This is a genomic window from Clostridium manihotivorum, assembly GCF_004015185.1.
Lineage (GTDB): Bacteria > Bacillota > Clostridia > Clostridiales > Clostridiaceae > Clostridium_AR > Clostridium_AR manihotivorum.
The window spans coordinates 5022096-5048375 of record NZ_CP025746.1 but is presented as its reverse complement, the minus strand read 5'-3'; the positions used below and the strand labels follow the sequence as shown (position 1 = coordinate 5048375).

Below are 26280 nucleotides of genomic sequence, written 5' to 3'. Positions count from 1 at the left end.
TTAATGGTTAGGTTATGAAGTCTATACAATTAATAGAAGATAAAGTAATGGGGGCGTAAACATGGAAGATATAAAAGTTTCTTTAGATGCTAACAGAGAAGAAAATTATAAGTTTATGGTATGGGGAGTAAGAGATCAGCTTGAAACTGAAACAGATTTAATAGCTAATCTTTCCAATATTTCTGCTCTTATAAAATTCTATATGGATGATTGTAACTGGGCTGGATTTTATATTATGAGAGAAGATGAATTGGTACTTGGGCCTTTCCAAGGATTGCCAGCATGCTATAGAATAAAGCTTGGAAGCGGAGTGTGTGGAACAGCTGCACAAGATAAGAAGGTTCTTAGAGTTCAAGATGTACATGAGTTCCCAGGACATATAGCTTGTGACAGTGCGTCTAATTCTGAAATAGTACTTCCAATAATTAAGGATGGAAAAGTTTTTGGAGTATTAGATCTAGATTCTCCAAACGTAGGAAGATTCGGAGAGCTTGAAGAAAAGTATCTAAGAGAAGCAGTAGCAATAATAGAAGCACATATTTAATAGCAAAAGACCTCCAACATTTGTTGGAGGTCTTTTGTTAGATTGGGTGTATCAATCTAACAATACAAAGGACGAATATTTAATCAGGCATATAGTTAGAAGAGGTTAAGAATATAATGCTGGTGGATTTTGGATAGGATGGCTGCGATAAATTTAATTCTTCAAGATAATGAATTTAAAATAAATTATTATGAGAATCCTAATCCAAAATCATAATTGACCTATCTAATATACATCTACAACTTATAATATTTCTCCCCTTATCATAAGTTAATGCTCTTTAGATAATATATAGTATTAACCATAAGCAAAAAATGTTACTAAATAAATTTTAATTCTATTTGCTCGCTCATATAGCATCTCCTGAATAAACACTTAATTTACTAATATTTTTTAAAAGTAGTTTATTTATTATAGACGAAAAAGTTAGGTTTAGTATTGACTGAATTTATAAATTGGATATAATTTACACTGTATAGAAGTTTACAAGGCCAGAGATTATTGATGAACCGCCTAGTAATAAAATTTTATTTTTTAAAGCCCTTCTTATTAATAGAAAATAGATCGTGCTTTTGAAAAAAGTTGAGCTATGTAGTGCGGCAACACATGAGTTAAATGTGAGTCTTTACAAATAATTACAAGTAGACTGATGATAATACAAAATATTATTAATATTTCTCGGGAAATATGGTGTGGAGATTGGAAGGAGAAAAGATGGATAACGAACAAATTAAGGCAATGGATCCGAATATATTAGTAAGTATAATAAATATGAAATTGAGAGATTTTTATGAAAGCTTAGAAAGTTTATGCTACGATATGGATATTTCTAAAGAAGTTTTAGAAAACAAACTACTTTCAGCAGACTACAAATATGTGAAAGAAAATAATCAGTTTATAGGTTAAATTAATTTTAATTATATAATTTTTTCACATGACTTAAGAAAATTAGTGGTTAGTTAAGAGAATTAACAAATTCATAAAGATGTATAACTTCATTTTAGAATCTGTATTTTTAGATTGAAGTGGTACATCTTTTAATATATAAATAATTATTGTGTTAAATATATTAATGGATACAAGTTAGTTTGTGAAATTTAGGACTAAATACAAAGTATAATGTAAAAAAAATAATTTATATGAATAAATATGTTTTCAACAGCAATAATTTCTAATATAATAATTTATATGTTAGTCAATGTAAAGGAGATTATTCTTATGAAAAAAGGAAAATTGTTACTGTTAGTAGCTGCTTCAGCAACACTTATAGCAACTTTAATAAAAGACAAAAAAAATAATGAAGTTGAAAACAGTAGTTTTGAAGTAGAAACAAATCTTGATTTAACTGAAGATAAGCAATAATTTACTCAAACTTTACATAAATTTGGAGGTAATTATTTGAAAAAGAAAATATATATATTAGGATATGTTATTTCTATATCAGCAATGGTAACTATAAATATAGCTGATTTAGAAATTATTGAAATCCTATTTAATTGGGCAATTATATCCTTCTTATTTATGGTGTTGTTAAGGCTAGATCGTGAAAAAACTGCGCTAGTGAAGCTAAATAAGCAACTACAGGAAGAAGAAGAAAAATATAATGTAGCTGTAGAAGGTACTAGAGATATAATATTCCAGTGGAATATAGTTAAGGATGAAGTTCATTTTAGTGAAAGAATTAACGAAATAATTAAACTGGACAATAATAGTGATCTTAGCTATAGTAAAGATTGGCTTTCTATTATTCATGAAGAGGATAAAACAAAAGCTAAAAAGCTTTTGTTTGATAAAATCCAAGACGAAAATGTGAATTATTATGAGACCGAATATAGGATAGTAAACCATGAAAATGCTGTAAAGTGGTTGAATATAAAGTCGAAGATTATAAGAGATGAGACTGGAAGAGCAACTTGGATTTATGGTTCAATATCAGACTCAACAGATGCAAAGGAAAAAGAGTTAAAGATAAGTTATATGAGCTATTATGATTCTGTAACAGGACTGCATAATAGAAACTATCTGAAGGCACTTATTAACAAATCTGTTAAGGAAAATAAAGTAGTATCAAGTAAATCAGCACTTATTTTAATAGATTTAGATAATTTTAAGTACATAAATGATGTATTTGGTCATGACTATGGCGATGATATGTTAATGATTATAGCAGATGCTTTAAGAGATGTAGTTAGTGCTAGAGGTGACTTACTATGTAGGTTTGGTGGAGATGAGTTTGTAATCTTTATGCAGGATATAGATAATATACAAGAGGTTGAAAGAACAGCTAAGCAAATAATTACTGTTTTTAATAATACTAAAAAGTTGATGGACCAAATGATATTCACTACAGCAAGCATAGGAATAACTATTTTTCCTGATGATGCGTCTGACTATAAATCTTTATTGAGAAATGCTGATGTAGCTATGTATAAAGCTAAAGGAAATGGAAAGAATAGTTACCAATTCTTTGATGATCAGATATCCCGTGAGCAAAATAGATTCTATACTTTGGAAAAGGGATTGAGAAATGCTTTAGAAAATAGAGAATTATATGTTCAGTTTCAACCAAAAGTGGTCCTTGATGATGCGAAAATTATGGGTTTTGAGGCACTTATTAGATGGAATAGCAGAGATCTTGGAATGGTAAGTCCAGCAGAGTTTATACCTGTAGCAGAAAACACAAGGCTTATAATACCAATAGGTTCCTTCGTAATAGAAGAAGTATGCAAAAAGTGTAAGGACTTGTTGGAAAAGGGACATGACGACTTTAAGTTAGCTCTAAATTTATCAGAAATTCAACTTAGAGATGATAACATAATTGAATCTTTTAGAAAACTGACAGAAAAATATAATATAGACCCTAAATACATAGAAATAGAGATTACTGAAAGTTTACTTATGAAATCTTTTGATAGAAATATAAAGATACTAGCTTTTTTAAGAGGACTAGGCTTTAGCATAGCGTTAGACGATTTTGGAACAGGATACTCCTCGCTTAATTATCTAACTAAGCTGCCAATTGATGTGTTAAAGATCGACAGGTCTTTCGTTTCAGAACTTGGAGATAATCAAAAGAGTCAATACATAGTTGAGAACATAATACAATTGTCGCACAAGCTTGGAATTAAGGTAGTAGCTGAAGGTGTGGAATATAAAGATCAAGTGGACTATCTAAAGAGCATATTCTGCGATTTTGTTCAGGGGTATTACTATAGTAAACCTGAAAGTTATGAAAAGATAGTTAAGCTTATGGAAGAAAGATATATTGTAGCATAAAGTTTAGGAAATTATCCTAAACTTTTTTACTGTTTAGGGTAAACAGTAAAAAAATCCTATTCGCCTGCCAGATTTTTCTAATATGCATTCGGAAAGGCAGATGCGCAAAAAATCCACTAAAAAATTTCGCTTTAGCGGATTTTTTACAGTAAAAGAAAAGTCAGATAAACTAGAATGGGATTAATAAACCAGGGGGATAATCAATGAAAGAAAGAATTACACTTACAGAAGGTAGTATACTAAAAACTCTTATTAAGCTTTCTATACCTATAATGGGAACTTCTTTTATACAGATGGCTTACAATATGACTGATATGCTTTGGCTTGGTAACTACGGAAGCAAGGCTGTGGCAGCCGTTGGAACTGCAGGTTTCTTTAGTTGGTTTGGAAATTCTTTGGTGCTTATATCAAAGACAGGAGCAGAAGTAGGAGTAGCTCAGGCTTTAGGGAAACAGGAAGGAAATGAAGCGAAAAAATTCATAAACAACAGTATAAGATTAAATTTAATCATAGCAATTATATATGGTTTAGGGCTTATCTTGCTTAGAAAGCCATTAATAGAGTTCTTTAAGCTTGGAGATGCTGAGGTAATAAAAGAGGCAAATATATTTTTGGTAATATCAGCATTAGCTATGGTTTTTACATTTATTAATCCAATACTTACAGGTATATTTAATGCCTCTGGAGAAAGTAAAATACCGTTTTTAATAAACACTATAGGGTTGATATATAATATGGTGTTAGATCCTATTCTTATATTTGGTATAGGTCCCGTACCTGAAATGGGAGTAACCGGTGCTGCTATTTCAACTGCAACGGCACAAATGGTTGTAACCTTACTTTTCTTATACGCACTAAAAAATAAAAGAGAAGCTTTCTTTAAGATAAAGGTATTTGAAAAGCTTGATATTGTATCTATAAAGAAGATAGTAAAATTGGGTTTGCCAGTAGCTATGCAAAACGGATTATTTTCAATATTTGCTATGTTCATAGCTAGAATTATAGCTGTATATGGATCTACTGCCATTGCTGTGCAAAAGGTAGGTGCACAAATTGAAGCTATATCTTGGATGACTGCTGGAGGTTTATCCACAGCTCTAAGTGCTTTTGTTGGACAAAACTTTGGAGCTAAGAAATATGATAGAATAATAAAAGGTTACTTTGCGACAATGTTTCTTGCTTCAGCTGTAGGAGTATTTGCTACTGTTCTATTGGTATTCGGAGGTAAAGCCATATTTGGTGTATTTATACCTGAAACACAGGCCATAGAACTTGGTAGTATGTATTTGAAAATACTTGGATATTCACAGTTATTTCAATGCCTAGAGATAACAACTAGTGGGGCTTTTAATGGCCTAGGAAAAACTATTTATCCTTCGATAACTAGTATAATATTGACAGGGGCGAGAATACCTATGGCTATACTTCTATCAAGACCTAATCTACTAGGGCTTGATGGAGTTTGGTGGAGTATAAGCATAAGCAGTATATTTAAAGGAATTATATTAACAACTATTTTCGTCATAATTATCTTACGTCCTATAAAAAAACAGCTTAAATCTGTACAAGCTATTTATTAAATATATTTGAATCTAAATGTTGACAGTAGATTTAATTAATGATATCATGAAAATAAATAATGAATCCTTTGATAAGGGATAGTAACGGGAATAAAAGTGTTACAGAAAGCTGCGTTGATGAGAAGCAGTACATGGATATCCAGTGAATGGGCCTTGGAGGAACTATACGAAATCTTTTGAAAGTAGTTGATGTCGTGTTCTGCACGTTATAGCAGAGAAGGTATGATTGTACCTGATTGAATGAGAGACCTTTATTGGTAACTTAGGTGGCACCGCGGATATATACTCCGTCCTATTTTTAGGATGGAGTTTTTTTATTTTTAAATTTAAGGTGAAACCATTAAATAGCATTTAGAAAAGGGGTCTTTAAATTTGTTAAATTGTACAGAAACTTATTTTATATTTGTTCGAAAATCCAGGGTTCTATGAGGGCATGTATAAATTAATGGTTGAGTTAAGAACTCTATAATACAAAAATGTACAAGAACAATCTTAATATATTAAGGAGGTGATTCTGATGAAGTGAAGTTATAAATTTAATGTACTGAATATTCAAAATTATAAAAAAATATTAATTAATCAAGGAGGTTTTCGTGATGAAAACAAGAAAAATGATAATAAATGCAATACTACTAGCAATTGGAGCTTTGCTACATCAGATTACACCGGCTTTAGGACTACCTATACAGCCAGATTTTGCGCTTACAATGTTATTTATAGTTCTTATGATAAACGATGATTATAAAACTGCTTTCATAGCAGGGATAATTATAGGGATATTTACAGCAATGACAACAAAGTTTCCAGGCGGACAAGTACCTAACATGATAGATAAGATAGTTACTGCCAATATAGTATTTGTGATTTTGAAGGTCTTAAAAGGTAAGTTAAAAGATAATATTACTATGGCAATAGTTCTTCCTATAGGAACACTTATAAGTGGATTGGTATTTTTAGAGTCTGCAGCACTTATTGTAGGACTACCAGGAGCATTTACTAGCTTATTTATGGCAGCGGTAGTTCCTGCAATGGTATTAAACTTGATTGTAGGTTTGATAGTATATAAAGTAGTTGCGAGTACCTATAAAATGTATAATAAAGCTGATACAATGTAGAAAATATTTTATTACCTTAAGAAAATGCACATATGCAAGAAAAAATCGCTAAAGTAATTTGCTTTAGCGATTTTTTATTCTTCTAATACATAATCTAAAAAGTTATGTAAAGGTTTAACTTAAATCTAAATAAAAAAATTTAGATATGAATAAAAATTATTCATATTTAAATTTTACTATAATTTCTTTAATTTCACCCTTGCTGTTTTTTCTAATTTTGAAGTCTCTAATATCAGCAAAATCATTACTTAGTTGATAGTTCAATTCTGTAATAGTTGCTTTAGCTTTTTTTGCAAGATCGCTATCTTCAACCACAGTGAATCTATCTTTTTTTGTAGTAATTTCGTTTTGAGTATCGTCTAAAATAACGTAATATCTGTCACCTTCATCAATAACTAGATATTCTTTGCCAAGAGTTAAGGTACTGCATAGTGTATTATTTGAACATTTCACTAACATATAAAAATCCTCCTTTTTAATAGAATTACCCTTAAGTAAAATATATCATAGAATGAACAAATTTAAATGCTTTTTTTCAGGAAAGTGTATTTAAAAAGTAAAATTGTATATTATGACAAATTATAATTTGGATTTAATTATAATATTATTAATACTCACAAAAAAAGTATGAGTGGCTAAACTAATGTGCCAAACTCATACCCTTTATTCTTTAAATCATCTATTATATCAGGCAAGGCATCTGCAGTTGTATCCTTTCCGAAAGAATCATGCATAAGTATAACTACCTTATCTTGACCACCAAAAGTTTGTTTATATCTATTAAAAAGTTCAGTTCTTGATTTTGGACTACCTTCTGCATCACTTGTCATATCATTCCAATCTATAAAAAAGTAACCTTCCTTACTTAACATTTTATCTACTTCTGCTGTTTTATGCCAGGTTTTATGTCCTCCTGGGAATCTTATTACTTTTGTGTGAAAATGATCTCCTAGTACTGACTTGAGGACTTCTTCGTTCTTTTTTATATCTTCCATAAAGTATTTTGCATCAACATTTGTTTTAGGATACAATTTAATAGGGTCGTGATCATAGGTATGATTTCCTATAGAATTTCCTTGAGTATAAGTATCTATAAGAATTTTTCTTGAGTCAGGATATAGATCTAGCTGCTTTCCTACGATGAAAAATGTGGCTTTTATACCATTATCGTTAAGTATCTTTAGTATTCTAGGTGTTACAGTAGTAGAAGGACCATCATCAAAGGTTAAGAAAGCAACTTTTTTACCGTCGGATTTTTTCTTGTTTTTCACCAAATAATCATGTATCATAGATGCATCAAATTTATTGTTTGATGTATCAGTATGAGCAGGGGGAGCAGAAGCAGGCGGAACAGCAACGTTAGTTACAGGGGCTTTTTCATCCTTTACATCTTCTTTAGCATGAGATTTATTATCATCATGTTGATCCGATACTCTATCAGAAGCTTTAATGTTTGTCTTTTCTGATGTTTCTAAAGATAGGGGCTCAACCTTATTCTTATAGCTAGTTCTTTTGTAACATAGGTAAATTAGTGATGTAGAAAGTATAATGATGATGATTAGAGGTAAAAGCCTCATATTCTTTTTTTTATAAAGTTTTTTAAATAAATTCAATTATCTGACCTCCATTGATGAGACATACAAACAATGTATGACATTTTTTCCAATAATAATTATAATCGCAGAGCATTCGATTTTATTTACAAATAAATAAAAATAAATTACAAAATTAAAACAAAAATAATATGTAACTTTAGTTACCGAAATTTTATAATTTTTATTATAAAATAAGATTGTTAAATAAATACGATAGAAATGTAAAGAATAATTATTATATTTGAGGTCGATAAAATATATAGTATCTTTTATGAAAACTTAATTTATACATGTTCTCTTGGAATTATAGGGCATGCATAAATTAGTAGTTGAAGTTGAGAACTATACAGCAATATTTGAATTATAAATATAATATTTTATACAAAATTATACGAGGTGATTTTAAGATGAGCATGTTTTTAGGAAAAATTCATTATTGGTTATTTAATAAAATAGAGTGGTTTGAAGGTTTAGAAGAAAGTATCGTTAAGGCTGCTGAGAATAAAGGAATAGATGTTAGTACCTTAAGAGATGAGATTTATTCAAAATACGGAGCGCCAACAGAAGATAGACCTTTAGAAGATATGATCGATACAAACAATATACACGGATGGCTTCAAGGCAAGATAAGTGCAGCAGAGGCAAGACAGGCAGCTTGGGTTACTAGATTACTAGAAAAGGATAGCATGCTAATAAATGATATGCTAGAAGTTTTCAAAGAACAAGGTAAGATTGCTGCTAAGGAATATAAGAATGACAAAGGAACACCTAACTTACCTTCAGAGCTTTACACAGCTATGAACGATTATATATTAGAAGGTATGCCTTGTGACAGAGTAAATGAGATAACAGCTAATACAGAAGAGAGAATTGAATGGGTAGCAACTCAATGTATACACCATGAATATTGGGATAGAGAAAATGGAGATGTTGGGTTATTCTATAGATTAAGAGATAACTGGATAAAAGAATTTGTTTCTGAATTAAATAGTAGTTATGAGTATAGAATAAATGATAATGGAACAAAAATAATTAAACTAGTAGGCTAGGATGTGAGATTATGAATTCGATTGAATTAATGATGGAAGAACATAAGAATATAAAAAGAATGCTAAGGGTTGTTAGAAATTTTTGTTTTGAACTTTTAAAAGGAAAAGATGTTTCTTATGATGATTTGTATTCAATGATAGATTTCATAAGGAATTATGCAGATAAGCATCATCATGGTAAGGAAGAACAATTGCTTTTCAATAGAATGCAAGAAGAATTAAACGAAGCAATTAAGAAAACAATTCAATATGGGATGCTTGTTGAACATGATGAGGGAAGATTTTTCATCAACAGCTTAGTGGAAGTAATAAAGAAAGTACAAGATGGTAATGAGGAAGCAAAACTTGATGTTATAGCTAATGCTATAGCTTATACAAACTTGTTAGATAGACATATTGATAAAGAAGATAAAATTGTATATAAGTTTGCAAAAAATAATTTATCTAATGATTCTAAAGTTGATATAGATGAAAAATGTGAACAGTTTGAAGTTGAGGCTAAAAGTCAAGGTATTCAAGATAAGTATATAAATATGCTAGAAAGATTAGAAAAGATGTATATATAGATATAAAGCTATTAGTTCTAAATGAAGGACTAGTAGCTTTTCCTTTTATGTAGGCACAAATGATTTTTAATGAATAATAGTTACCTTTATAACAAACAAGCATAGTATGAATATATAGGACTATTATTTTAGGTGGTGATAGAATGCGGATTGCAAAAGGATCTACTATAAGTGGAGATGCTGGACATAACTGTTATCCTGATATAGGAGCCAAAGGGATAAGAAGTGAAGGTAGTTGTACTAAGGCTGTATGGAAGCTTGTAATTAATAAGCTTGAGGCAATGGGATATGAAACCGTAGACTGTACGCCGTGGGATAAAACCTTTAATTCTGCTGGAGCTTCAAAGGGATATAGGGTTAAACTTGCAAATGGGAGTAATTCATCACTGCATCTTTCTATTCATTTTAATGAAGGAGGTGGAAGAGGGGTAGAATGTTGGGTAAGCAAACTAGGAGGAAGATCGGAAAAGTTTGCCTACCAGATTTGTGCAGAGATCTCAAAGCTCGGTTTTGTTAATCGAGGAGTAAAGTATAGTAATATATATGTAACAGAGTATACAAAAATGCCTTCTGTTTTGATTGAATGCTGTTTTATTGATTCTAGAGAGGATATGGATAACTATAATCCTGACAAAATAGCATCAGCAATTGTTGTGGCTATAACTGGTCAACAAGATACATTAAAGCAATGAAAAGTGGATAAGCTATATTTTTTCGATTACTAGAAGAGTCGAAAAGGAAAAACTCACTAATGCTAATTTCATTAGTGAGTTTTTCAATATTTATAAACTTATGTTTTATATTTTGGCTCTGTTAATGTACCGTGTTGAAATTAAGTGTTCAGTCATCCGATGCTTAGATGAGCTTGCACAAAGAATTAATATGATTTTGTCATATTCCATGGCTAAAACTGTAAACTCACTACGTTCGAACATACAGTTTTACTCTTTAATGATCATAACTTTTATAAAATTCTTATATTTTGATTTAAATGAAAATAATATAAAATGTCTTGATTAAAAAGAGTAAAGAGTAAAAAATTATGTCGCCTGCCAGAATTTCTTCACATACGTTCAGAAAAGGCAGATGCGCAAAAAATCACTAATGAAGGACGTATTAGTGATTTTTAAAGCCATTCCATCTGAAAAAATCATTTAATTCTAGTAGCTCGCTCATAGAGCATCTCCTTCATAACCACTTAATTTCAACAATATTATTAAACATAGCCTGAATTTTATATAAAGATTCTTACATAGTAGATGGTATCTTTAAAATATTGACTTTTTATATGAGAGTTTAACTCATCATAAGTATGTTGAGATATTAAAGGTGTTCCATCTTTATCAAAAGAGGTAACTATTGAGCCGTGGAAAACTTTCTTGTTAGAATTCTCAAAAAAAATTAAATCCCCTAGAGTAAGTTCTTCGATTCCATTTAAAAGTCGTCCTTTTGGGCCTAGATTTTTCTTGGAAGCATTACTTATTAAAAATGAGTACAAAGAGCTTGCTACTGACCAATTTAACGAACACTTATAGTAAGGAGAATATGATACTGGTTCATAGAACCATGGAAGGTTATCATATTTCATTTTTGCACCACCAGCTATAAGACATTGAGATAAAAAACTGGCACAGTCTCCTCCTATTTTACCGAAAGGTTTCATATACACATATTTATTATTTGGGGCTAAAGCGTGAGTGCATGCATATGAGATCGCTGCTATATTGTTATAATACATAATATTACCATCTATAATTATTATCCTTATATAATATTCAAAATTAAGGAAAGGTTACTTAGGATACATTAATTACCTAAATAAGGTAAGTTAAAGTTTCGATTTACTAAACACATAATTTTATCATGAGGCTTTAACAATGCCAAAAATAAAAATTCGTAGACTTACGTAAATCCACGAATCTTTATAACTATAGGATAACTATCTGTTCTTTCTTAGTTTATATACTTCTGGTGTATCTTCGGTTATTACCTTGAATTCATAGCCTTTACTTTTATAGTAGTCTATTATCTCTGGAAGAGCTATAGCAGTATTTTTGTTTAAATAGCCACAATGCATTAGTACAACTGCTGGATTTTTATCACTTTTTGCTTTAGATAAAATCTTATAGGGCGCTAGTTTAGGGTTCATACCATCAGTTGTATCTACATTCCAATCATATATTTTGAAGTTATTATCATGAAGAGCGGTTACCATAGAGGTAGTAAGTTTATAAATATTGTTATTACAGCCAAAAGGAAATCTTAAAATATTTGTTTTTACCCCTGTAGTATCATAGATTATTTGCTGGGTTAAACGCATCTCATCAACAAAACTAGTATTGTTTCTGTAGATTTTATCTTTCTCATGACTATAAGTATGAAGCCCCACCGAATTACCTTCATCTACCATTCTTTTAACTAAGGCTTCTTGACCTTTTATCATATTTCCTATCAGAAAAAAGGTGGCGTGAACATTCTTTTCTTTAAGTATATCTAATACCTTATTATTCAACTTTCCGCTAGGACCGTCATCAAATGTAAGGTATACTACCTTAGGTTCTTGACTTGCTTCTTCAGTAGCTAGTGCTTTAACGCTGCTTAAATCAGTTAACATGATAAAAATAAGTATAAAAATGAAAAACTTACTAATACGCTTCATAAAATCACCTTCTAAATATTTTGTTATTGTTTTAAAATTTATCACTTTTTTATTATTTCTATTAAGCAAAAAAATATTGACTTAAATAATAGGTAATATAAACCATGACGAAAGAACACTTTATTAAAAGGTAGTATTTACCTCTTTAAGTGGTATTCTAAAATAAAGTTAACAGTTTGTTAATATACTTTTTCTGTTGAGATGATATAATTAAATTAACTTAATTATAGTGTTCCATTACAAAAACTTAATAGTTGCAATTGAAACCCTATAATGATGTCCAAGTTCAATAAGAAAACTATTTTTAAAATACTTTTATGATGAAGTTGTATATCGTTAAGCTAATTTAGAATGAATATAAGTATTTAAAAAGATAGCAACAAATCAGCATTGACATCCTGATTAATATTTACTTATGGGAGAGAGGTATCAATTAAATATGAGTGATTTTTCAAAGGTTTTTATAGTTTTAGTAATAGTAATAGGAGCTGTATTGTTTATTCGCTTTTTATTGCCGGTGATATTAGTGATAGGGATAGGTATATGGATATATAGAAGTATTAAGCGTAATATAATGTTCTCAAAATCCACCCCTAGTAATAAGGAAAATATTGCAACACCTAAAGAGAATATAAATAGGCAAAATTCAAATAATGAAAAAAAAGTAGTGGATGTAGATTATGAAGAAATTTAATTCTACACTACATTAAGATCTAGCAGTTTTATAATGCTAGATTTTTTTATTCTTTAGGAATTTATATTAAAGATAGGCTCTGTTAAAGTACAGCTTTGAAATCAAGTGGTAAGTTATCCAATGCTTACGCAAAAAATATTAGCTAAACTTAGCGATTTCATGAGATTAGAATAGTTTGTAACTTAAGGGACCAGGATGAATTAATAGGATATACATTATATAATAAACCGTAAAAAGTGGCATAATACCTGTAATATATTAATAATAATAATATTGCTCAAGAAAAATAAGTTTTTTGCTTTTTAAAGTTATTATCATCTATGATGAACTTGGACACAAGTATGATTAAAACATTATACTATGATGTAAGTGAGAGAATAAAAAAGAAAGAATAAATTACTTAAAAAATACAAACAATAGTATTATAGAGAAAAAGTTAAATAAACCATGATAAATTAAAAATTTCCATGAATACGATTAAAAAAAAAAAAAATAAGTCTAAAAAATGTTGACAACGTATTCATCACATCTTATAATGAAATTACAGTAGATCACAAACATTAATGCAAGCGATTGCACGGTGTTTGCAAAAATTATGAATAATTAAACAAAATAAATTAATTGATTATGGGGGGTACAATATGAGTAAACGTGTTAAGGTTTTAGCAACAGTGATGTCAGCTCTAGTAATTTCAAGTGCATTTATAGGATGCAGCAAGAAGGATGATTCTTCAGCATCAAATGGAGGATCTAAGAGTGGAAAAGAAATAGTTGTTTGGTCACACTTAACTACAGTAGAAGTAAAAGAAGTGGACAAGATAGCTCAAGAATGGGCAAAGCAAACTAATAATAAAGTTAAGGTTGTAGAAGATAAAGGTGATATGCAAGGTTATATCCAAGCAGCTCAAAGCTCTAAGGGACCAGATATAATGTTTGGTTTAGCACAAGATAACCTTGGAACATTCCAAAAAGCAGGCTTACTTGCAGAAGTTAAAGATGGAGTAATAGATGAAAGCAAATATGCTTCTAAGTCAGTAATTGATGCAGTTACTATAAAAGGTAAGAAGTATGCAGTTCCTCTTTCAATGGAAACTTATGCTTTATTCTACAATACTGATAAGGTAAAAACAGTACCAAAAACAATGGATGAACTAGTAGAACAAGCTAAGACAGTAGGATTCAAGTATGATGTTAACAATTTCTACTATGCATATGCATTCTTAGCTGGAAACGGTGGCTATGTATTTAAAAACAACAATGGTTCACTAGATGCAAAAGATATAGGCTTAAACAATGAAGGTGCTATAAAGGGATATCAATTCATTCAAGATTTAGTAGTTAAGAATAAATTTATGAATGCAGACATAAAGGGAGATGCAGCTAAGGGAGACTTCCAAGCTGGGAAGATAGGTTTCTACATTTCAGGACCATGGGATGTTGATGGATTTAAGACTGCTAAGGTTCCATTTGCAGTAGCTCCACTACCACAAATTAATGGAAAAGCAACACCATCATTCATGGGTGTTCAAACAGCTTTCGTAAGTTCAAAATCTAAGAATCAAGATACAGCATGGGATTTAATGAAGTACTTAGCAGACAAGACAGCAATGCCATTATTTGAAAAAGGAAACAGAATACCAGTTTTAAATGATGCATTAAACAGTGATACATTCAAAGCTAGTAAAGAAGCTGTACAGTTTGCTGAACAAGCAAAGGTTGCAGAACCAATGCCTAACATACCTGAAGTTCAAGCTATGTGGACACCTGGTGGAAATAATCTACAACTTTTAACTGCTGGTAAAGAAGATGCTAAGAAAGCAGCTGATACTACAGTTGAACAAATCAAACAAGGTATTGCTCAACAAAAATAGTTTGTAATAAAATATAGTAGGGGGAGAAATCCCCCTTTTTTAAAAAAATAACTAGGGGGGTTAGTTGTGGAAAGAGTTATTAAAACCAAAAAAGACGGAGCTAAAGCTATTCCATATTTATTACCAGCACTTATTTCTATATTTGCATTAACATTTTTACCAATAGTATATACAGTATACATCTCTTTAACTGATTTCACCATGTACACACAAAGTAATTATCATTTCATAGGTATTCAAAATTTTATTGATGTTTTAACAGGGCCTTTTAAACAAGTTTTCTTACCGGTTTTCGGATGGACATTCTCTTTTGCATTAATATCAACAGCAGGTTGCTTTTTTGTAGGATTGATAATAGCGCTTGTGCTATCTAATAAGCATATGAAAGAAGCGTTCGTATATAAAAGCTTTTTGGTTATACCATGGGCATTACCAGTAACTGTTGCTATACTATCATGGCAAGGCTTATTAAATACAGATTATGGTGCAATAAACAGAGTACTAATTAATCTTCACATACTAAGTGCACCAGTGCAATGGCTTACTAATCCTTGGTGGGCAAGAGTTGCAGTAATAATAGTTAACATATGGTTAGGATTCCCTTATATGATGAATATCTGTATAGGAACTATATCAGCAATATCAGAAGATCAATATGAAGCTGCTGAAGTTGATGGAGCTAGCAAGTTCACTCAATTTGTAAAGATAACTTTACCAGAACTTGCAAGAACAGCATATCCTTTATTAATTTCAAGCTTTGCATTTAACTTTAACAACTTTGGATCAGCATTCTTACTTACTGAAGGTTTACCTGCAAGACTTGATACTCAGTTTGCAGGATATACAGACATACTTAGTTCAACAACATATAAATTAGCAACTCAATTTGGAAGATATGATATAGGATCAGCTTTATCAATAATAATATTTGTAATAATCGCAATAATTTCAGGAACACAAATGAAAATGTCTGGACAATTTAAGGAGGTTGATTAGTATGCTATCAGTTAACCAAAGTAATGTTAAGAGTAATTTGAAATACAAGAAAAAGTTAAGACCTTCTGAACTTAGAAACTTATGGATTTCTAGAGTATTCATGTGGGTAGTAGTAATAGTTACTATGATACCTATAATAGCCATTATTTCTTCATCAATGGCTACAGGCGATGCATTTGTACAAACTACCTTCTTCCCTAAAGTGTGGACACTTAAGAACTATGCTAAAGTAATTAATGAAACAGATTTCTTAATATGGATGAAAAACTCTTTATTATTATGTTTTTCTGTTGCTATAATTCAATTAGCTATGACAGTACCAGCAGCCTTTGCTTTTGCTAGATTAAGATTCAAAGGTAGAAAAAATGGATTGATGACATTGCTTATACTTCAATTCTTCCCAGCAACAATGGCTTTACCTGCTATACTAGGAATAGCAATGAATTTAGGATTTATGGACAGACTTTGGACATTAGTGCTTCTTCTTGCAGGCGGATCTGCTTATAACATTTGGTTGCTTAAAGGATTTATAGACGGTATTCCAAAGGATTTAGATGAAGCTGCTTTTGTGGATGGTGCTACAACTTGGCAAATGTTTGTAAAGATAATATTGCCTTTAACAAAATCTATGCTAGTAGTTATCTTCTTATTTTCCTTTATAGGAACATATTCAGAATTTATGTTTACTTCAGCACTTATGAAGGATGCTGGTAACCAGACTATAGCAACAGGACTTAGATCATTCATAAGGAATCAGTTCTCTGCTAACTGGACTCAATTCTCTGCAGCATCTGTAATGGCATCACTTCCAATAGTTATAGTATTTACTGCTTCACAGAAATTTATAGCTAAAGGACTTGTTGCAGGATCAGTAAAAGGTTAATAATAACTTAGCAAGCAACCCCTTGATAAGTATTTATATAATAATCTAATAGTTAAGATTTCAAAACTTTCTTATGTAAAAGTAAGAAAGTTTTGAAATTTAATGAGAACTTTGAGCTTGTAAATCTATATATAGTAAAATGTACATATATATTAGAAAATAAAGTTTGTCCATTCTACTTAGAATTGAAGTAGATATCTTACTGTAAAGAAAAATATAATTTATTTTCTAATTAAGTAGTAACATATATAATAATAAAAATACTAAGGGTGAACACTTCATTGTTACTAGTATTTTATGCTGAAGTGAAGAGCATCCACATATATTTTGATTAAGAGGTGATACAGATGAATAAACAGGCAATACATCATATTACAGAGGCACCCTATGCTTATGGAGTAGGTGAAAAGAGTCTATGTTTAAAACTTAGATCAGCAAAGGATGATTTAAGTTCAGTAGTGGTTTATTATAAGGATAGATATAATTGGGAAGGAGAATTTCAAACTTCTTCTTTGAATAAGGTCAACACTTCAGATTTATTTGATTACTATGAAACTATTGTAGAGGTAGATGAAAAGAGATTTAGATATTTCTTTGAAATAACAGACCTTGAAGGCAATATTTCTTATATGAATGAAAGAGGGATATTAAATAAGAAGCCAGATATTGCAAATACATTCCAGTTTCCATTCCTTTGTAAGGCTGATTTGTATAACGAAGTTAAATGGGCACAGGAAGGGGTAGTTTATCAAATATTCCCTGATAGGTTCAATAACGGAGATAAAAACAATGATCCAAAGGGAATAAAACCTTGGGGAGATAAAGTAACTACTGAAACTATGTTTGGAGGAGATCTGCAAGGTATAATAGATAAAGTTGATTACCTAAGTAAATTAGGAGTAAGTATACTTTATATGACTCCTATATTCATGTCTAGATCTAACCATAAATATGATACTACAAACTACTATGAAGTTGATCCTCAATTCGGAGATAATGAAAAATTAAGAGAGCTAGTTAAGAAATGTCATGATAATGATATAAAAGTTGTCTTAGATGCAGTATTTAATCATTCAGGAAGTGATTTCTTTGCATTTGAAGATTTAATTGAAAAAGGTGAAAAGTCAAGATATAAGGATTGGTACTTTGTTGATTCTTATCCTGTTGATACTAAGGAAGTCAACTATGTAACCTTTGCAAACAAGGTTTCTAGAATGCCAAAGTTAAATACTGGCAATCATGAAGTTAAGAACTATCTACTAAAGGTATCTAAGTATTGGATTGAAGAGATTGGTATTGATGGTTGGAGACTTGATGTTTGTGATGAAGTAGATCATGCTTTCTGGAGAGATTTTAAGAAGGCTGTTAAAGAATCAAAGGATGATGCGTTTATAATAGGGGAGATAATGCATGAATCAAATTCTTTCTTAAAAGGAGATCAGTTGGATTCCATTATGAACTATCCTTTTAGAGAATGCTGCTTAGATTTCTTTGCTAGAAAAGCAATTGACGCTGATGAACTTGATCATATATTAGCGGAAAGCAGAGCTTTATATATGAATTCAGTTAATAGACAGCTTCTAAATCTTATAGACAGTCATGATACTGCTAGATTTCTAACTGAATGTGATGGAGACAAGGATAAGATGAAGCTTGCTATAGCTCTTCAATATACATATGTTGGAATACCTTATATCTACTATGGTGATGAAGTTGGTATGGAAGGTAAAACTGATCCAGACTGTAGAAGATGTATGATATGGGATGAGAAGGAACAAGATTTTGATATGCTTAACCATTACAAAAATCTAGCTGAAGTTAGAAGTCAATCTAAGGCTCTTGTTTACGGAGACTATACAAATGTATGTAAGGATGGAATGGCTTTAGGTTTTACTAGAAAGTATGAGGGTGAAGAAGTGTTAGTGTTGATTAACAACGGTACTGAAGCTTATGAATACTCACTAGGACTTCAAGGAAGCTTTAGCAATCTTTATGATGGAAGAGAAGAGGCTATAGATAATAAGATAGTATTAGAGCCTATGTCTTTTAAGATACTAAAAATCAAATAATTAGCTGTAGGGTTTCAACTTCAACTATTAATTTATACGTGCCATAAAAGCCTCAGAACCCGCGATTTCGAACAAGTATAAATTAAGTTTTTGTAAGTACCCCTATACATAGCGATTAAAAGGTAAGCATTAATAAAAAATGCTTACCTTTTTTACTGTCTAGAAAATTATAAAGTTTTTTATTAGCTAAATCTAATAATATCAAAGATTGAGAGTAGTTATTTAGGCTGAATAGTAAAAAAAAATCATATTAGCTTGTCAGATTTTTTTAATATGAATTTGGGAAGGTAGATGCAAAAAATATATATTTCCATGATTCACCACAAGTATTATAGAAGAATATAATATTTATTGCTATAATCGAAGGCTTTATAAAAGAAAAGAATTATAATTTTACACTAGCTTTATTGTCGAAGGCAATCACATAACTGGTATCTCTTACATAATATGTAGAAGAAGGATGAAAAGGAGGGATACCACTATGGGTATGAAGTTCTCTGATGACTTATATAATAATGATACTTTAGATTGGCTAAATGGAAATCACGAAATGGGAAGTAAATATAATACTAGTGAAGAAGTTGACATTCAAGGCGATTTTGATCTAGAATTTAGTGAACAAACTATAAGAGAAGAAAAACATCACGACGGATGCAGTAACAATAACAACGATCACCACGATGATTGCGATCATCACGATCACCATGACGACTGCGATCATCATCATGACCATCATGACGGATGTGATCACCATCATGATCACCATGATGATTGTGACCATCATCATGATCATCCTGCAGTAAGAGGTGGCAGAATAGAGGTAACTTCTAAACTTGGAAGTGATTGTGGGGAACCAATAAGTGGAGTAAAGGTATACCTATTTAGAATTGAAGACTATAATCTAAGATTTGCTTGCTTTAAGATTACTAACAAGCATGGTAAAGTTGTATTTGATGGACTAAGAGATGGAATATATAAAGTAGTTCAACCTATGGATAAATGCATCTTCAGAGATCCAGTTTATCTTCCAAGTGACCAAGTGCCAATAGATAGAGTTCATAGAGACTATAATATAACTGTTATCAATAGAATAAGACCAAGTGTTTTAAGAGAATTTAATGACCGTCGTAACTGCTGTAATAATAATTGCAATTGTTGTGGCGGTGGCTGGAATAATGGTTGGGGCTGCGAAGGCTTCTGGATACTACTATTATTATTTGGATTCTGTGGCTGCGGATTCTGGTTTTAGGTAAAGATGTAACACTTCAATTCTAAAACAATTTTCAAAGCTCGTATCGCCTTTGAGAAGAGAGTTTGAAGATATAAACTTTATTATGAAGTGGTACATCAAAGCTATTACAAACTTGATATAAATATATATTATTTCTAATAGCAGTTGACAATTTAGAACTAATTTGAGCTTAGATTATTAATATATATTGAAAGTATAAAATAGGTAAGGTGCTATTTTGGTACCTTACCTATTTTATTTCTTTTTGCTATAATAAATAGAGTTCTTAATATGAAGAAATTTACCTATTAGAACATATTAAATAAAATGTACTTAAATGGAGGATAATACTATGGGAAACTATACATTAAAAGTTAAGAAAATAAATGATGACGCTATATTACCAAACTATGCTCATGAAGGGGATGCAGGCCTGGATTTGTATTCTGTAGAAGAATTGATTCTTCATAGTGGTGAGTGTAAACTTGTTAAAACTGGAATAAAGATTGAATTACCTAAAAATACTGAAGCACAGGTAAGACCAAGAAGTGGATTGGCATTGAAGCATACAATAACTCTTTTAAATACCCCAGGGACAATAGATGAAGGTTATAGGGGAGAGGTTGGAGTTATAATGATCAATCACGGTAAGGGTGATTTTAAGGTAGAAAAAGGTATGAAAATTGCGCAATTAGTAGTAAAGCCTGTATGGAAGGTAAACGTAGAAGAAGTAATAGAACTTACAGATTCAGATAGAGGAGAAGGCGGATTTGGATCTACTGGGTTAAGATAGTAGATTTAAATATACCCCTTAATAGGATAAATATGGTATAATGTTTCCTATTGGGGGAGATAATATGAAAAAATATATAGCCAAAAGGACAGCACAGGTTATCTTAACTGCAGTTGTAATTGTAATACTTCTTACAACCATATTTGTACATATGCCTGGAGATTATGCCTCAGGATTCATGGGGAGAGAACTAAAGATTCATATGAGACAGGAACTAGGGCTTGACCTGCCTAAATCAGTGCAAATTATGAATTTGGTAAAAAGTATTTTGACTGGAAAGTTATTCTCTGTAAATTCTTATGCTTATAATGTACCAATAGGAAAGGTATTGTTGCCTGTTGTTACGAGAAGTTTATTCTTATATGGAATATCTTTCTTTTTGAGTAGTATTATAAGTATTTTTTTAGGAGCACTAACTGCGTGGAAAGGCAGAAGTAAGCTTGATGTAATAGTAAGAATAGGATGTGTTTTGGGTATAAGTGTACCATTTGTTATTATGGATCCTATTATAGAATATTATTTATTCTGGGTAAAAAGAATTTCTTATGATACATATGATCAATATTTTTTAATAAGAATAAATATAGTGGTTATGTTGTTGTACATGTTGCCTCTTATGACTAAATATACAAGAGCCATAATGATTGATGTATTAAGCAAAGATTTTATAACAACAGCTAGAGCAAAGGGCCTTAGAGAAAGTATTATAGTATTTAGACATGGCATGAAAAATATTTATACTGAATTATTTACTATAATGGGGGTTAATATAAATAAAATTTTATTTTATGGGTTTCTTATAGAAGCTATATTTAATTACCCAGGGCTTGGTACACTTTCTACCTTTGCATTTAAAGTTAGAGACTATCCCTTAATGATAGGGTGTACAATAGTAACTTCTTTAGTAATAATCCTTTTTAACTATATTTTTGATATACTTGCAGGTTTGTTAAATCCTCTTATTAAAATAGAATAAGGGTATGTATTAATTTTAACATGTTAATTTAAGAAAGTCTAAAATAAAAAAGTAGATTAATAATGAACTTTAGATTTCAGTATTAATCTACTTTTTAACTATTAAGAATTTGCTTCTAGCTCTTCCCATTCTTCATATAAAGCATCTATTTGGGTTTGGGTATCAAGTATTTCCTTATTTACCTTTCCGCTTTCGGTAGGATTGGAGTATACTTCTTCTAAGCACAAATCTTCTTGAAGCTTAACTAATTTTTCTTCCAGCAAAGCTATATTTTTTTCAAGGTTTTTTAACTTTAAGCTATTTTCTTTTTCTAATTTTTCAGCTTCTCTTTTCTTTTTACGTTCTTCTTTTATTTGAGTTTTAGTTTTTCCAGATTGATCTTCTTCATTATCATCGTATCTATTTGGATTTTTCTTCTTCTCTGTATAATAGTTATAATTTCCTAAATATTCTTTTATACCACTTTGCTCTAATTCATAGATTTTGTTTATAACTTTATTTAAGAAGTATCTATCATGAGAAATTACAACAAGGGTACCATCATAATCCATGATAGCATCTTCTAGTGCCTCTCTAGACATTATATCTAAATGGTTGGTAGGTTCGTCTAGCAAAAGAAAGTTAGATTTAGAAAGCATCAATTTAAGTAGGTTTATCCTACAACGTTCTCCACCACTTAAATTCGAAATCTTTTTAAATACATCTTCATTATAAAATAAGAAGGATGCCAAAGCAGTTCTTATTTCAGTAGTAGTCATCTTAGGAAATTCATCCCAAACTTCATCAATTACTGTTTTTTCTAGATCTAAATTGGATTGCTCTTGATCATAATATCCCAAGAAAACATTCTTGCCTAAGTAAGTTATTCCACTGTCAGCTTCTAGATTTTTCATTATTATTTTGAAGATAGTTGTTTTGCCTCTACCATTTTCTCCTATAAGAGCAACCTTATCGCCTCTCCTTAAATCAAAATTCACATCCTTAAATAAAAGCTTATCTCCATATCTTTTTGAGAGATTTTCTACATGAAGTACATCATTACCGCTTTTTATCTGGGATTGAAAAGAAATTCTTGTGCCCATTTTTTCCCTGTCAGGAGCATCAACTCTTTCCATCTTATCTAAGGCTTTTTGTCTGCTTTCAGCAGCCTTAATACTTTTTTCTCTATTAAAAGAACGGAACCTTTCTATGATTTCTTCTTGCCTTTTAATTTCGGATTGTTGTAGATTAAAAGCTTTTAGCTTTGTCTCGTAATCTTTCTTTCTCAACTCTAAATACTTTGTATATGGAGCATTATAGCAATTTACATGACCGTTGATAAGTTCATATGTATGAGTTGTTATGCTATCTAGGAAGAATCTATCATGGGAGATGACTAGAACGGTCCCTTTGTAGCTTTTTAAGTACTCTTCCAACCATTCAATAGCATCTAAATCTAAATGGTTTGTAGGTTCATCTAAAAGCAATAGCTCAGGTTTTATCAAAAGAAGCTTACAAAGTGCAACTCTTGTTTTTTGTCCTCCACTTAGAACGTTTATTGATTTACCAAAATCCTCTTCTACAAAGCCAAGCCCCTTTAATACTCTGGATATTTCTCCTCTAAATACATAGCCGCCTCTGTTTTCGTACAGTTCTTGACCTTGGGTATAATCTTTAATTAGTTTGTCGTGATAATCTTGTTTTGATGGATCATAAGGCTCATTCATCTTTTCTTCTAAAGTTTGAAGCTTTTTTTCTAAGTTAATAAGATCTGAAAACACAGTAAGCATCTCTTCCATTATTGTGTTTTCAAAATCTAAATCAAGATGCTGAGAAAGATAACCTAAAGTACTTCCTTTATCTATAAAAACTTCTCCACTATCATAGTATACTTCCCTTGTAAGTATGCGGAATAAGGTGGACTTGCCTTCCCCGTTTGCTCCTATAAGTCCAACTTTTTCTCCTTCATTTATATTAAATGTCACGTCTTTTAAAATTTCATCTATTCCAAAACTTTTTTTTATGTTTTTACAACTTAATACTATCATTAATTAAACTCCTTTGAATAAGTTAAGTATTACATCTTTAGATATACCGCTTCATACTAAAGTTTATATTTTCAAATTCTCATCTCAGAATCCAGAGGAGTTTTGAAAATAAATGTCGGATTGAAGTGTTACATCTTTATATACAAACACGATTAATTATACTATTCATACAAGTTTTATACAAATGGATAAATTAATAATATTATTTTTACTATTATAGATAATAATATTATGTAGATTAAAAAAGTTAGGGAAAGGAAGTGAACCTATTAAGGGTGATATGAATAAGAAAAGAAATATTATAGCAGCAATAATTTTGGTAATTCTAATAGGTATAACCTGGGCAATCGTATATTATACCAGAAGTAAAGATGATGTTATTTCAGTAAAAACAGAAATAGTAGGAAAGGGAAATATAAAATCTTATTTAAATACCACTGGAGTTATAAAGGCAAAAAGTATTAGAGATTATTATGGTTCACAATTGAAGGTAACAGGTATTAATTTTAAAGTAGGAGATAAAGTTAAAAAGGGGGATGTTCTTATATCTTATGATAACTCAGATCTTCAAAACGCTGTAAAACAAGCACAAATTCAATACAATAATACTGTTTTACAAAGGGAAGATTTATTAAGTCAAAGCAAAAAGATAAATGGCACCATAAAAAACTTAGACAGCGAAATAAAGGATATTAAGAACAAGATACAACAGTTGAAGAATAGTACAAGTTCTTCCATTTCAACCATAGAAGGTATAAAGAGTACAATTAGTGGATGGAAGGGAAAGCTTTCTAAGGAAGAAATCTCAGAAGCCAATATAGCAGATGCTGGAGAAAAAGATCTAAAGCTTGCACAAACAGAAAATAGCTCAAATGCCGAGCTTATAAAGCAGCTATCAACTGCATTAATATCTTTAGAGAGCCAAAGAAATAGTATACAGCCAATTTCAGAAGAGAAGATAAAGCAAATGGATAATGCAGTATCTTTGTCTAAGTTAGCATTAGATTCAGCTAACTCTAAGCTTAATACCTTAGCTGGAAACGTAACTGCTGATTTTGATGGTACTGTCACTTCAATTAATGCCAATATTGGGGGTGTTTCTAATCCTACATCGCCGGCCATTACGATTGCAGATCTTAACAACTTGAAGGTAGTGGTTTCTTTAGGAAAGTCTGATGCAAGTAAAGTAAAGCTGGAGCAAGCTGCCACTATAAGAAGTAATGGCAAAGAGTATAATGGAAAAGTATCTTTTATTAGCCCTTCTGGTAAAAAAGGTGTCAGCGGTCTGGGTGCTATTTCAGCGGCTCCAAGTAGCGATGTGACAATGGATGCAGAAATTGAACTTTTAAATTCTGATGAGAATTTGAAAGCAGAGTTTGATGTTGATGTAGATATACTTACTGCAGAGCGAACTGGAGTAATAGTAGTCCCTACTGAAGCAATTAAAGCTGAAAAAGGCTCAAAATACGTAATATATACAGTAAGTAACGATAAAAAGGTATCAGAGCATAAGGTGGAAGTTGGTATACAATCTGATATAAATGCTGAGATAGTTAGTGGAATAAAAACAGGGGATAGAGTTATATTAAACCCAAGTGCAATGGTAAAACAAGGTGTTACTGTTAAAACTAATGCTGGAGGAAGTAGTTAATGATTGAGATAGTAGATGTTTACAAGACGTATAAGACAGGGGATTTATCCTTTACAGCATTAAAAGGAGTGAATCTTAAGATACAGCAAGGAGAATTTACATCTATAATGGGGCCATCAGGTTCTGGAAAAAGTACGCTTATGAATATTCTTGGATGCTTAGATAGGTTAGATAGAGGTAAATATAGATTAAACAATAAAGATGTTTCAAATATGGGGGATAATGAGCTAGCTAGGGTAAGAAACAAAGAAATAGGCTTTGTATTTCAAAACTTTAATCTTCTACCTAGGATGACAATTCTCGAAAATGTTGAGTTACCTATGATATATGGGGGAGTTTCATCTAAGGATAGAAGAGAAAGAGCCCTTTCTGCTCTAGAAAAGGTTTCTTTGACAAAATGGATAAAGCATCGTCCAAATGAGATATCCGGTGGCCAAAAACAAAGGGTGGCTATTGCTAGAGCTATTGTAAATGCTCCATCGTTTATAATGGCAGATGAGCCAACTGGCAACCTAGATTCTCAAGTTAGCTTGGAGGTTATGAAGATATTTCAAGATTTAAATGAAGAAGGTTCTACTATAATAATGGTAACCCATGAGCCTGATATAGCCTCCTATACAAAAAGATTGGTAAAAGTTAAAGATGGTCTAATAATTGCAGACGAAAAGGTTAAAAATAGAATAGTTATCAAAGACAACTAAAACA

General features: G+C 30.9%; 25 protein-coding genes and 1 other annotated feature. Of the genes, 19 read left to right on the top strand and 6 right to left on the bottom strand.

The window, feature by feature from the left end; genetic code table 11:
* Nucleotides 1-61: 61 nt before the first annotated feature.
* The 6 genes from C1I91_RS22680 (at nt 62) to C1I91_RS22660 (ending at nt 6515) form a co-directional block, all read left to right on the top strand.
* Nucleotides 62-544, top strand: coding sequence for a GAF domain-containing protein (locus C1I91_RS22680; protein ID WP_128214941.1), 483 nt, complete (start codon nt 62-64; stop codon nt 542-544).
* A 714-nt stretch (nt 545-1258) separates the two neighbouring features.
* On the top strand, nt 1259-1450 hold the full coding sequence (locus C1I91_RS22675) for a DUF4250 domain-containing protein (protein WP_128214940.1): 192 nt from the start codon (nt 1259-1261) through the stop codon (nt 1448-1450).
* Nucleotides 1451-1762: 312 nt separating this feature from the next.
* Nucleotides 1763-1906, top strand: coding sequence for a hypothetical protein (locus C1I91_RS28375; RefSeq protein WP_160679624.1), 144 nt, complete (start codon nt 1763-1765; stop codon nt 1904-1906).
* Between the two features lie 36 nt (nt 1907-1942).
* Nucleotides 1943-3820 (top strand): putative bifunctional diguanylate cyclase/phosphodiesterase, encoded by a 1878-nt coding sequence (locus tag C1I91_RS22670; RefSeq protein WP_128214939.1) that lies wholly within the window; start codon nt 1943-1945, stop codon nt 3818-3820.
* Between the two features lie 203 nt (nt 3821-4023).
* The gene (locus C1I91_RS22665; RefSeq protein ID WP_128214938.1) at nt 4024-5400 is read left to right on the top strand and encodes an MATE family efflux transporter; all 1377 of its coding nucleotides are present in this window, start codon (nt 4024-4026) and stop codon (nt 5398-5400) included.
* A 59-nt stretch (nt 5401-5459) separates the two neighbouring features.
* Nucleotides 5460-5698 (top strand) — a binding site (T-box leader).
* A 298-nt stretch (nt 5699-5996) separates the two neighbouring features.
* Complete coding sequence (locus C1I91_RS22660) at nt 5997-6515, top strand: tryptophan transporter (protein WP_128214937.1); 519 nt, start codon at nt 5997-5999, stop codon at nt 6513-6515.
* 156 nt (nt 6516-6671) lie between these two features.
* Here the strand turns inward: C1I91_RS22660 and C1I91_RS22655 are convergent, their stop codons facing one another.
* Together C1I91_RS22655 and C1I91_RS22650 are read right to left on the bottom strand one after the other, a co-directional pair.
* Entirely contained in the window at nt 6672-6974 is a 303-nt protein-coding gene (locus C1I91_RS22655; RefSeq protein ID WP_128214936.1) for a hypothetical protein, read from the bottom strand.
* A 176-nt stretch (nt 6975-7150) separates the two neighbouring features.
* The gene (locus C1I91_RS22650; RefSeq protein WP_128214935.1) at nt 7151-8128 is read right to left on the bottom strand and encodes a polysaccharide deacetylase family protein; all 978 of its coding nucleotides are present in this window, start codon (nt 8126-8128) and stop codon (nt 7151-7153) included.
* Between the two features lie 389 nt (nt 8129-8517).
* Between C1I91_RS22650 and C1I91_RS22645 the strand changes: the two genes are divergently transcribed.
* From C1I91_RS22645 to C1I91_RS22635, 3 genes are all read left to right on the top strand, one after another.
* A complete protein-coding gene (locus C1I91_RS22645; protein WP_128214934.1) occupies nt 8518-9159 on the top strand; it encodes a hypothetical protein in 642 nt (213 codons plus the stop codon).
* A gap of 11 nt (nt 9160-9170) precedes the next feature.
* Nucleotides 9171-9725, top strand: coding sequence for a hemerythrin domain-containing protein (locus C1I91_RS22640; RefSeq protein WP_128214933.1), 555 nt, complete (start codon nt 9171-9173; stop codon nt 9723-9725).
* A gap of 143 nt (nt 9726-9868) precedes the next feature.
* Entirely contained in the window at nt 9869-10417 is a 549-nt protein-coding gene (locus C1I91_RS22635; protein ID WP_128214932.1) for an N-acetylmuramoyl-L-alanine amidase, read from the top strand.
* Nucleotides 10418-10522: 105 nt separating this feature from the next.
* On the opposite strand, the gene C1I91_RS28370 is transcribed toward C1I91_RS22635, so the two are convergent.
* The 3 genes from C1I91_RS28370 to C1I91_RS22625 form a co-directional block, all read right to left on the bottom strand.
* Complete coding sequence (locus C1I91_RS28370) at nt 10523-10660, bottom strand: hypothetical protein (protein ID WP_164880623.1); 138 nt, start codon at nt 10658-10660, stop codon at nt 10523-10525.
* Nucleotides 10661-10959: 299 nt separating this feature from the next.
* Nucleotides 10960-11463 carry an amidase domain-containing protein gene (locus tag C1I91_RS22630; RefSeq protein WP_128214931.1) on the bottom strand — a complete coding sequence of 168 codons (504 nt, stop codon included), beginning with the start codon at nt 11461-11463 and terminating at the stop codon, nt 10960-10962.
* A gap of 201 nt (nt 11464-11664) precedes the next feature.
* Nucleotides 11665-12384, bottom strand: a complete 720-nt coding sequence (locus tag C1I91_RS22625; protein ID WP_128214930.1) for a polysaccharide deacetylase family protein — start codon at nt 12382-12384, stop codon at nt 11665-11667.
* A gap of 439 nt (nt 12385-12823) precedes the next feature.
* Between C1I91_RS22625 and C1I91_RS22620 the strand changes: the two genes are divergently transcribed.
* The 8 genes from C1I91_RS22620 to C1I91_RS22585 all read left to right on the top strand — a co-directional run bounded on the left by C1I91_RS22620 (nt 12824) and on the right by C1I91_RS22585 (nt 21897).
* Nucleotides 12824-13078 (top strand): hypothetical protein, encoded by a 255-nt coding sequence (locus C1I91_RS22620; RefSeq protein WP_128214929.1) that lies wholly within the window; start codon nt 12824-12826, stop codon nt 13076-13078.
* A gap of 641 nt (nt 13079-13719) precedes the next feature.
* The gene (locus C1I91_RS22615; RefSeq protein ID WP_128214928.1) at nt 13720-14949 is read left to right on the top strand and encodes a sugar ABC transporter substrate-binding protein; all 1230 of its coding nucleotides are present in this window, start codon (nt 13720-13722) and stop codon (nt 14947-14949) included.
* A 66-nt stretch (nt 14950-15015) separates the two neighbouring features.
* Nucleotides 15016-15945: a carbohydrate ABC transporter permease gene (locus C1I91_RS22610; RefSeq protein ID WP_238475868.1), complete on the top strand. Its 930-nt coding sequence runs from the start codon at nt 15016-15018 to the stop codon at nt 15943-15945.
* A gap of 1 nt (nt 15946) precedes the next feature.
* Nucleotides 15947-16828, top strand: coding sequence for a sugar ABC transporter permease (locus C1I91_RS22605; protein WP_128214927.1), 882 nt, complete (start codon nt 15947-15949; stop codon nt 16826-16828).
* Nucleotides 16829-17175: 347 nt separating this feature from the next.
* The gene (locus tag C1I91_RS22600) at nt 17176-18897 is read left to right on the top strand and encodes a glycoside hydrolase family 13 protein (protein WP_128214926.1); all 1722 of its coding nucleotides are present in this window, start codon (nt 17176-17178) and stop codon (nt 18895-18897) included.
* Between the two features lie 481 nt (nt 18898-19378).
* A complete protein-coding gene (locus tag C1I91_RS22595) occupies nt 19379-20146 on the top strand; it encodes a prealbumin-like fold domain-containing protein (protein WP_128214925.1) in 768 nt (255 codons plus the stop codon).
* Nucleotides 20147-20480: 334 nt separating this feature from the next.
* Nucleotides 20481-20921, top strand: coding sequence for a dUTP diphosphatase (dut, locus tag C1I91_RS22590; protein WP_128214924.1), 441 nt, complete (start codon nt 20481-20483; stop codon nt 20919-20921).
* 64 nt (nt 20922-20985) lie between these two features.
* Nucleotides 20986-21897: an ABC transporter permease gene (locus C1I91_RS22585; RefSeq protein WP_164880622.1), complete on the top strand. Its 912-nt coding sequence runs from the start codon at nt 20986-20988 to the stop codon at nt 21895-21897.
* Nucleotides 21898-21998: 101 nt separating this feature from the next.
* On the opposite strand, the gene abc-f is transcribed toward C1I91_RS22585, so the two are convergent.
* Nucleotides 21999-23924, bottom strand: a complete 1926-nt coding sequence (abc-f, locus tag C1I91_RS22580) for a ribosomal protection-like ABC-F family protein (protein ID WP_128214922.1) — start codon at nt 23922-23924, stop codon at nt 21999-22001.
* Nucleotides 23925-24204: 280 nt separating this feature from the next.
* Between abc-f and C1I91_RS22575 the strand changes: the two genes are divergently transcribed.
* Together C1I91_RS22575 and C1I91_RS22570 are read left to right on the top strand one after the other, a co-directional pair.
* Entirely contained in the window at nt 24205-25575 is a 1371-nt protein-coding gene (locus C1I91_RS22575) for an efflux RND transporter periplasmic adaptor subunit (RefSeq protein WP_128214921.1), read from the top strand.
* Complete coding sequence (locus tag C1I91_RS22570; protein ID WP_128214920.1) at nt 25575-26276, top strand: ABC transporter ATP-binding protein; 702 nt, start codon at nt 25575-25577, stop codon at nt 26274-26276. Before C1I91_RS22575 ends, C1I91_RS22570 begins: the two co-directional genes overlap by 1 nt.
* Nucleotides 26277-26280 lie beyond the last annotated feature (4 nt).

Bases quoted from the DNA above. Each gene is read 5' to 3' on its own strand.
- C1I91_RS22605 (WP_128214927.1), top strand. From the start codon at position 15,947: ATGCTATCAGTTAACCAAAGTAATGTTAAGAGTAATTTGAAATACAAG.
- C1I91_RS22635 (WP_128214932.1), top strand. From the start codon at position 9,869: ATGCGGATTGCAAAAGGATCTACTATAAGTGGAGATGCTGGACATAAC.
- C1I91_RS22640 (WP_128214933.1), top strand. From the start codon at position 9,171: ATGAATTCGATTGAATTAATGATGGAAGAACATAAGAATATAAAAAGA.
- C1I91_RS22600 (WP_128214926.1), top strand. From the start codon at position 17,176: ATGAATAAACAGGCAATACATCATATTACAGAGGCACCCTATGCTTAT.
- C1I91_RS22585 (WP_164880622.1), top strand. From the start codon at position 20,986: ATGAAAAAATATATAGCCAAAAGGACAGCACAGGTTATCTTAACTGCA.
- dut (WP_128214924.1), top strand. From the start codon at position 20,481: ATGGGAAACTATACATTAAAAGTTAAGAAAATAAATGATGACGCTATA.
- C1I91_RS22570 (WP_128214920.1), top strand. From the start codon at position 25,575: ATGATTGAGATAGTAGATGTTTACAAGACGTATAAGACAGGGGATTTA.
- C1I91_RS22630 (WP_128214931.1), bottom strand. From the start codon at position 11,463: ATGTATTATAACAATATAGCAGCGATCTCATATGCATGCACTCACGCT.
- C1I91_RS22615 (WP_128214928.1), top strand. From the start codon at position 13,720: ATGAGTAAACGTGTTAAGGTTTTAGCAACAGTGATGTCAGCTCTAGTA.
- abc-f (WP_128214922.1), bottom strand. From the start codon at position 23,924: ATGATAGTATTAAGTTGTAAAAACATAAAAAAAAGTTTTGGAATAGAT.
- C1I91_RS22575 (WP_128214921.1), top strand. From the start codon at position 24,205: ATGAATAAGAAAAGAAATATTATAGCAGCAATAATTTTGGTAATTCTA.
- C1I91_RS22620 (WP_128214929.1), top strand. From the start codon at position 12,824: ATGAGTGATTTTTCAAAGGTTTTTATAGTTTTAGTAATAGTAATAGGA.
- C1I91_RS22665 (WP_128214938.1), top strand. From the start codon at position 4,024: ATGAAAGAAAGAATTACACTTACAGAAGGTAGTATACTAAAAACTCTT.
- C1I91_RS28375 (WP_160679624.1), top strand. From the start codon at position 1,763: ATGAAAAAAGGAAAATTGTTACTGTTAGTAGCTGCTTCAGCAACACTT.
- C1I91_RS22645 (WP_128214934.1), top strand. From the start codon at position 8,518: ATGAGCATGTTTTTAGGAAAAATTCATTATTGGTTATTTAATAAAATA.
- C1I91_RS28370 (WP_164880623.1), bottom strand. From the start codon at position 10,660: ATGTTCGAACGTAGTGAGTTTACAGTTTTAGCCATGGAATATGACAAA.
- C1I91_RS22675 (WP_128214940.1), top strand. From the start codon at position 1,259: ATGGATAACGAACAAATTAAGGCAATGGATCCGAATATATTAGTAAGT.
- C1I91_RS22660 (WP_128214937.1), top strand. From the start codon at position 5,997: ATGAAAACAAGAAAAATGATAATAAATGCAATACTACTAGCAATTGGA.
- C1I91_RS22595 (WP_128214925.1), top strand. From the start codon at position 19,379: ATGGGTATGAAGTTCTCTGATGACTTATATAATAATGATACTTTAGAT.
- C1I91_RS22655 (WP_128214936.1), bottom strand. From the start codon at position 6,974: ATGTTAGTGAAATGTTCAAATAATACACTATGCAGTACCTTAACTCTT.
- C1I91_RS22680 (WP_128214941.1), top strand. From the start codon at position 62: ATGGAAGATATAAAAGTTTCTTTAGATGCTAACAGAGAAGAAAATTAT.
- C1I91_RS22625 (WP_128214930.1), bottom strand. From the start codon at position 12,384: ATGAAGCGTATTAGTAAGTTTTTCATTTTTATACTTATTTTTATCATG.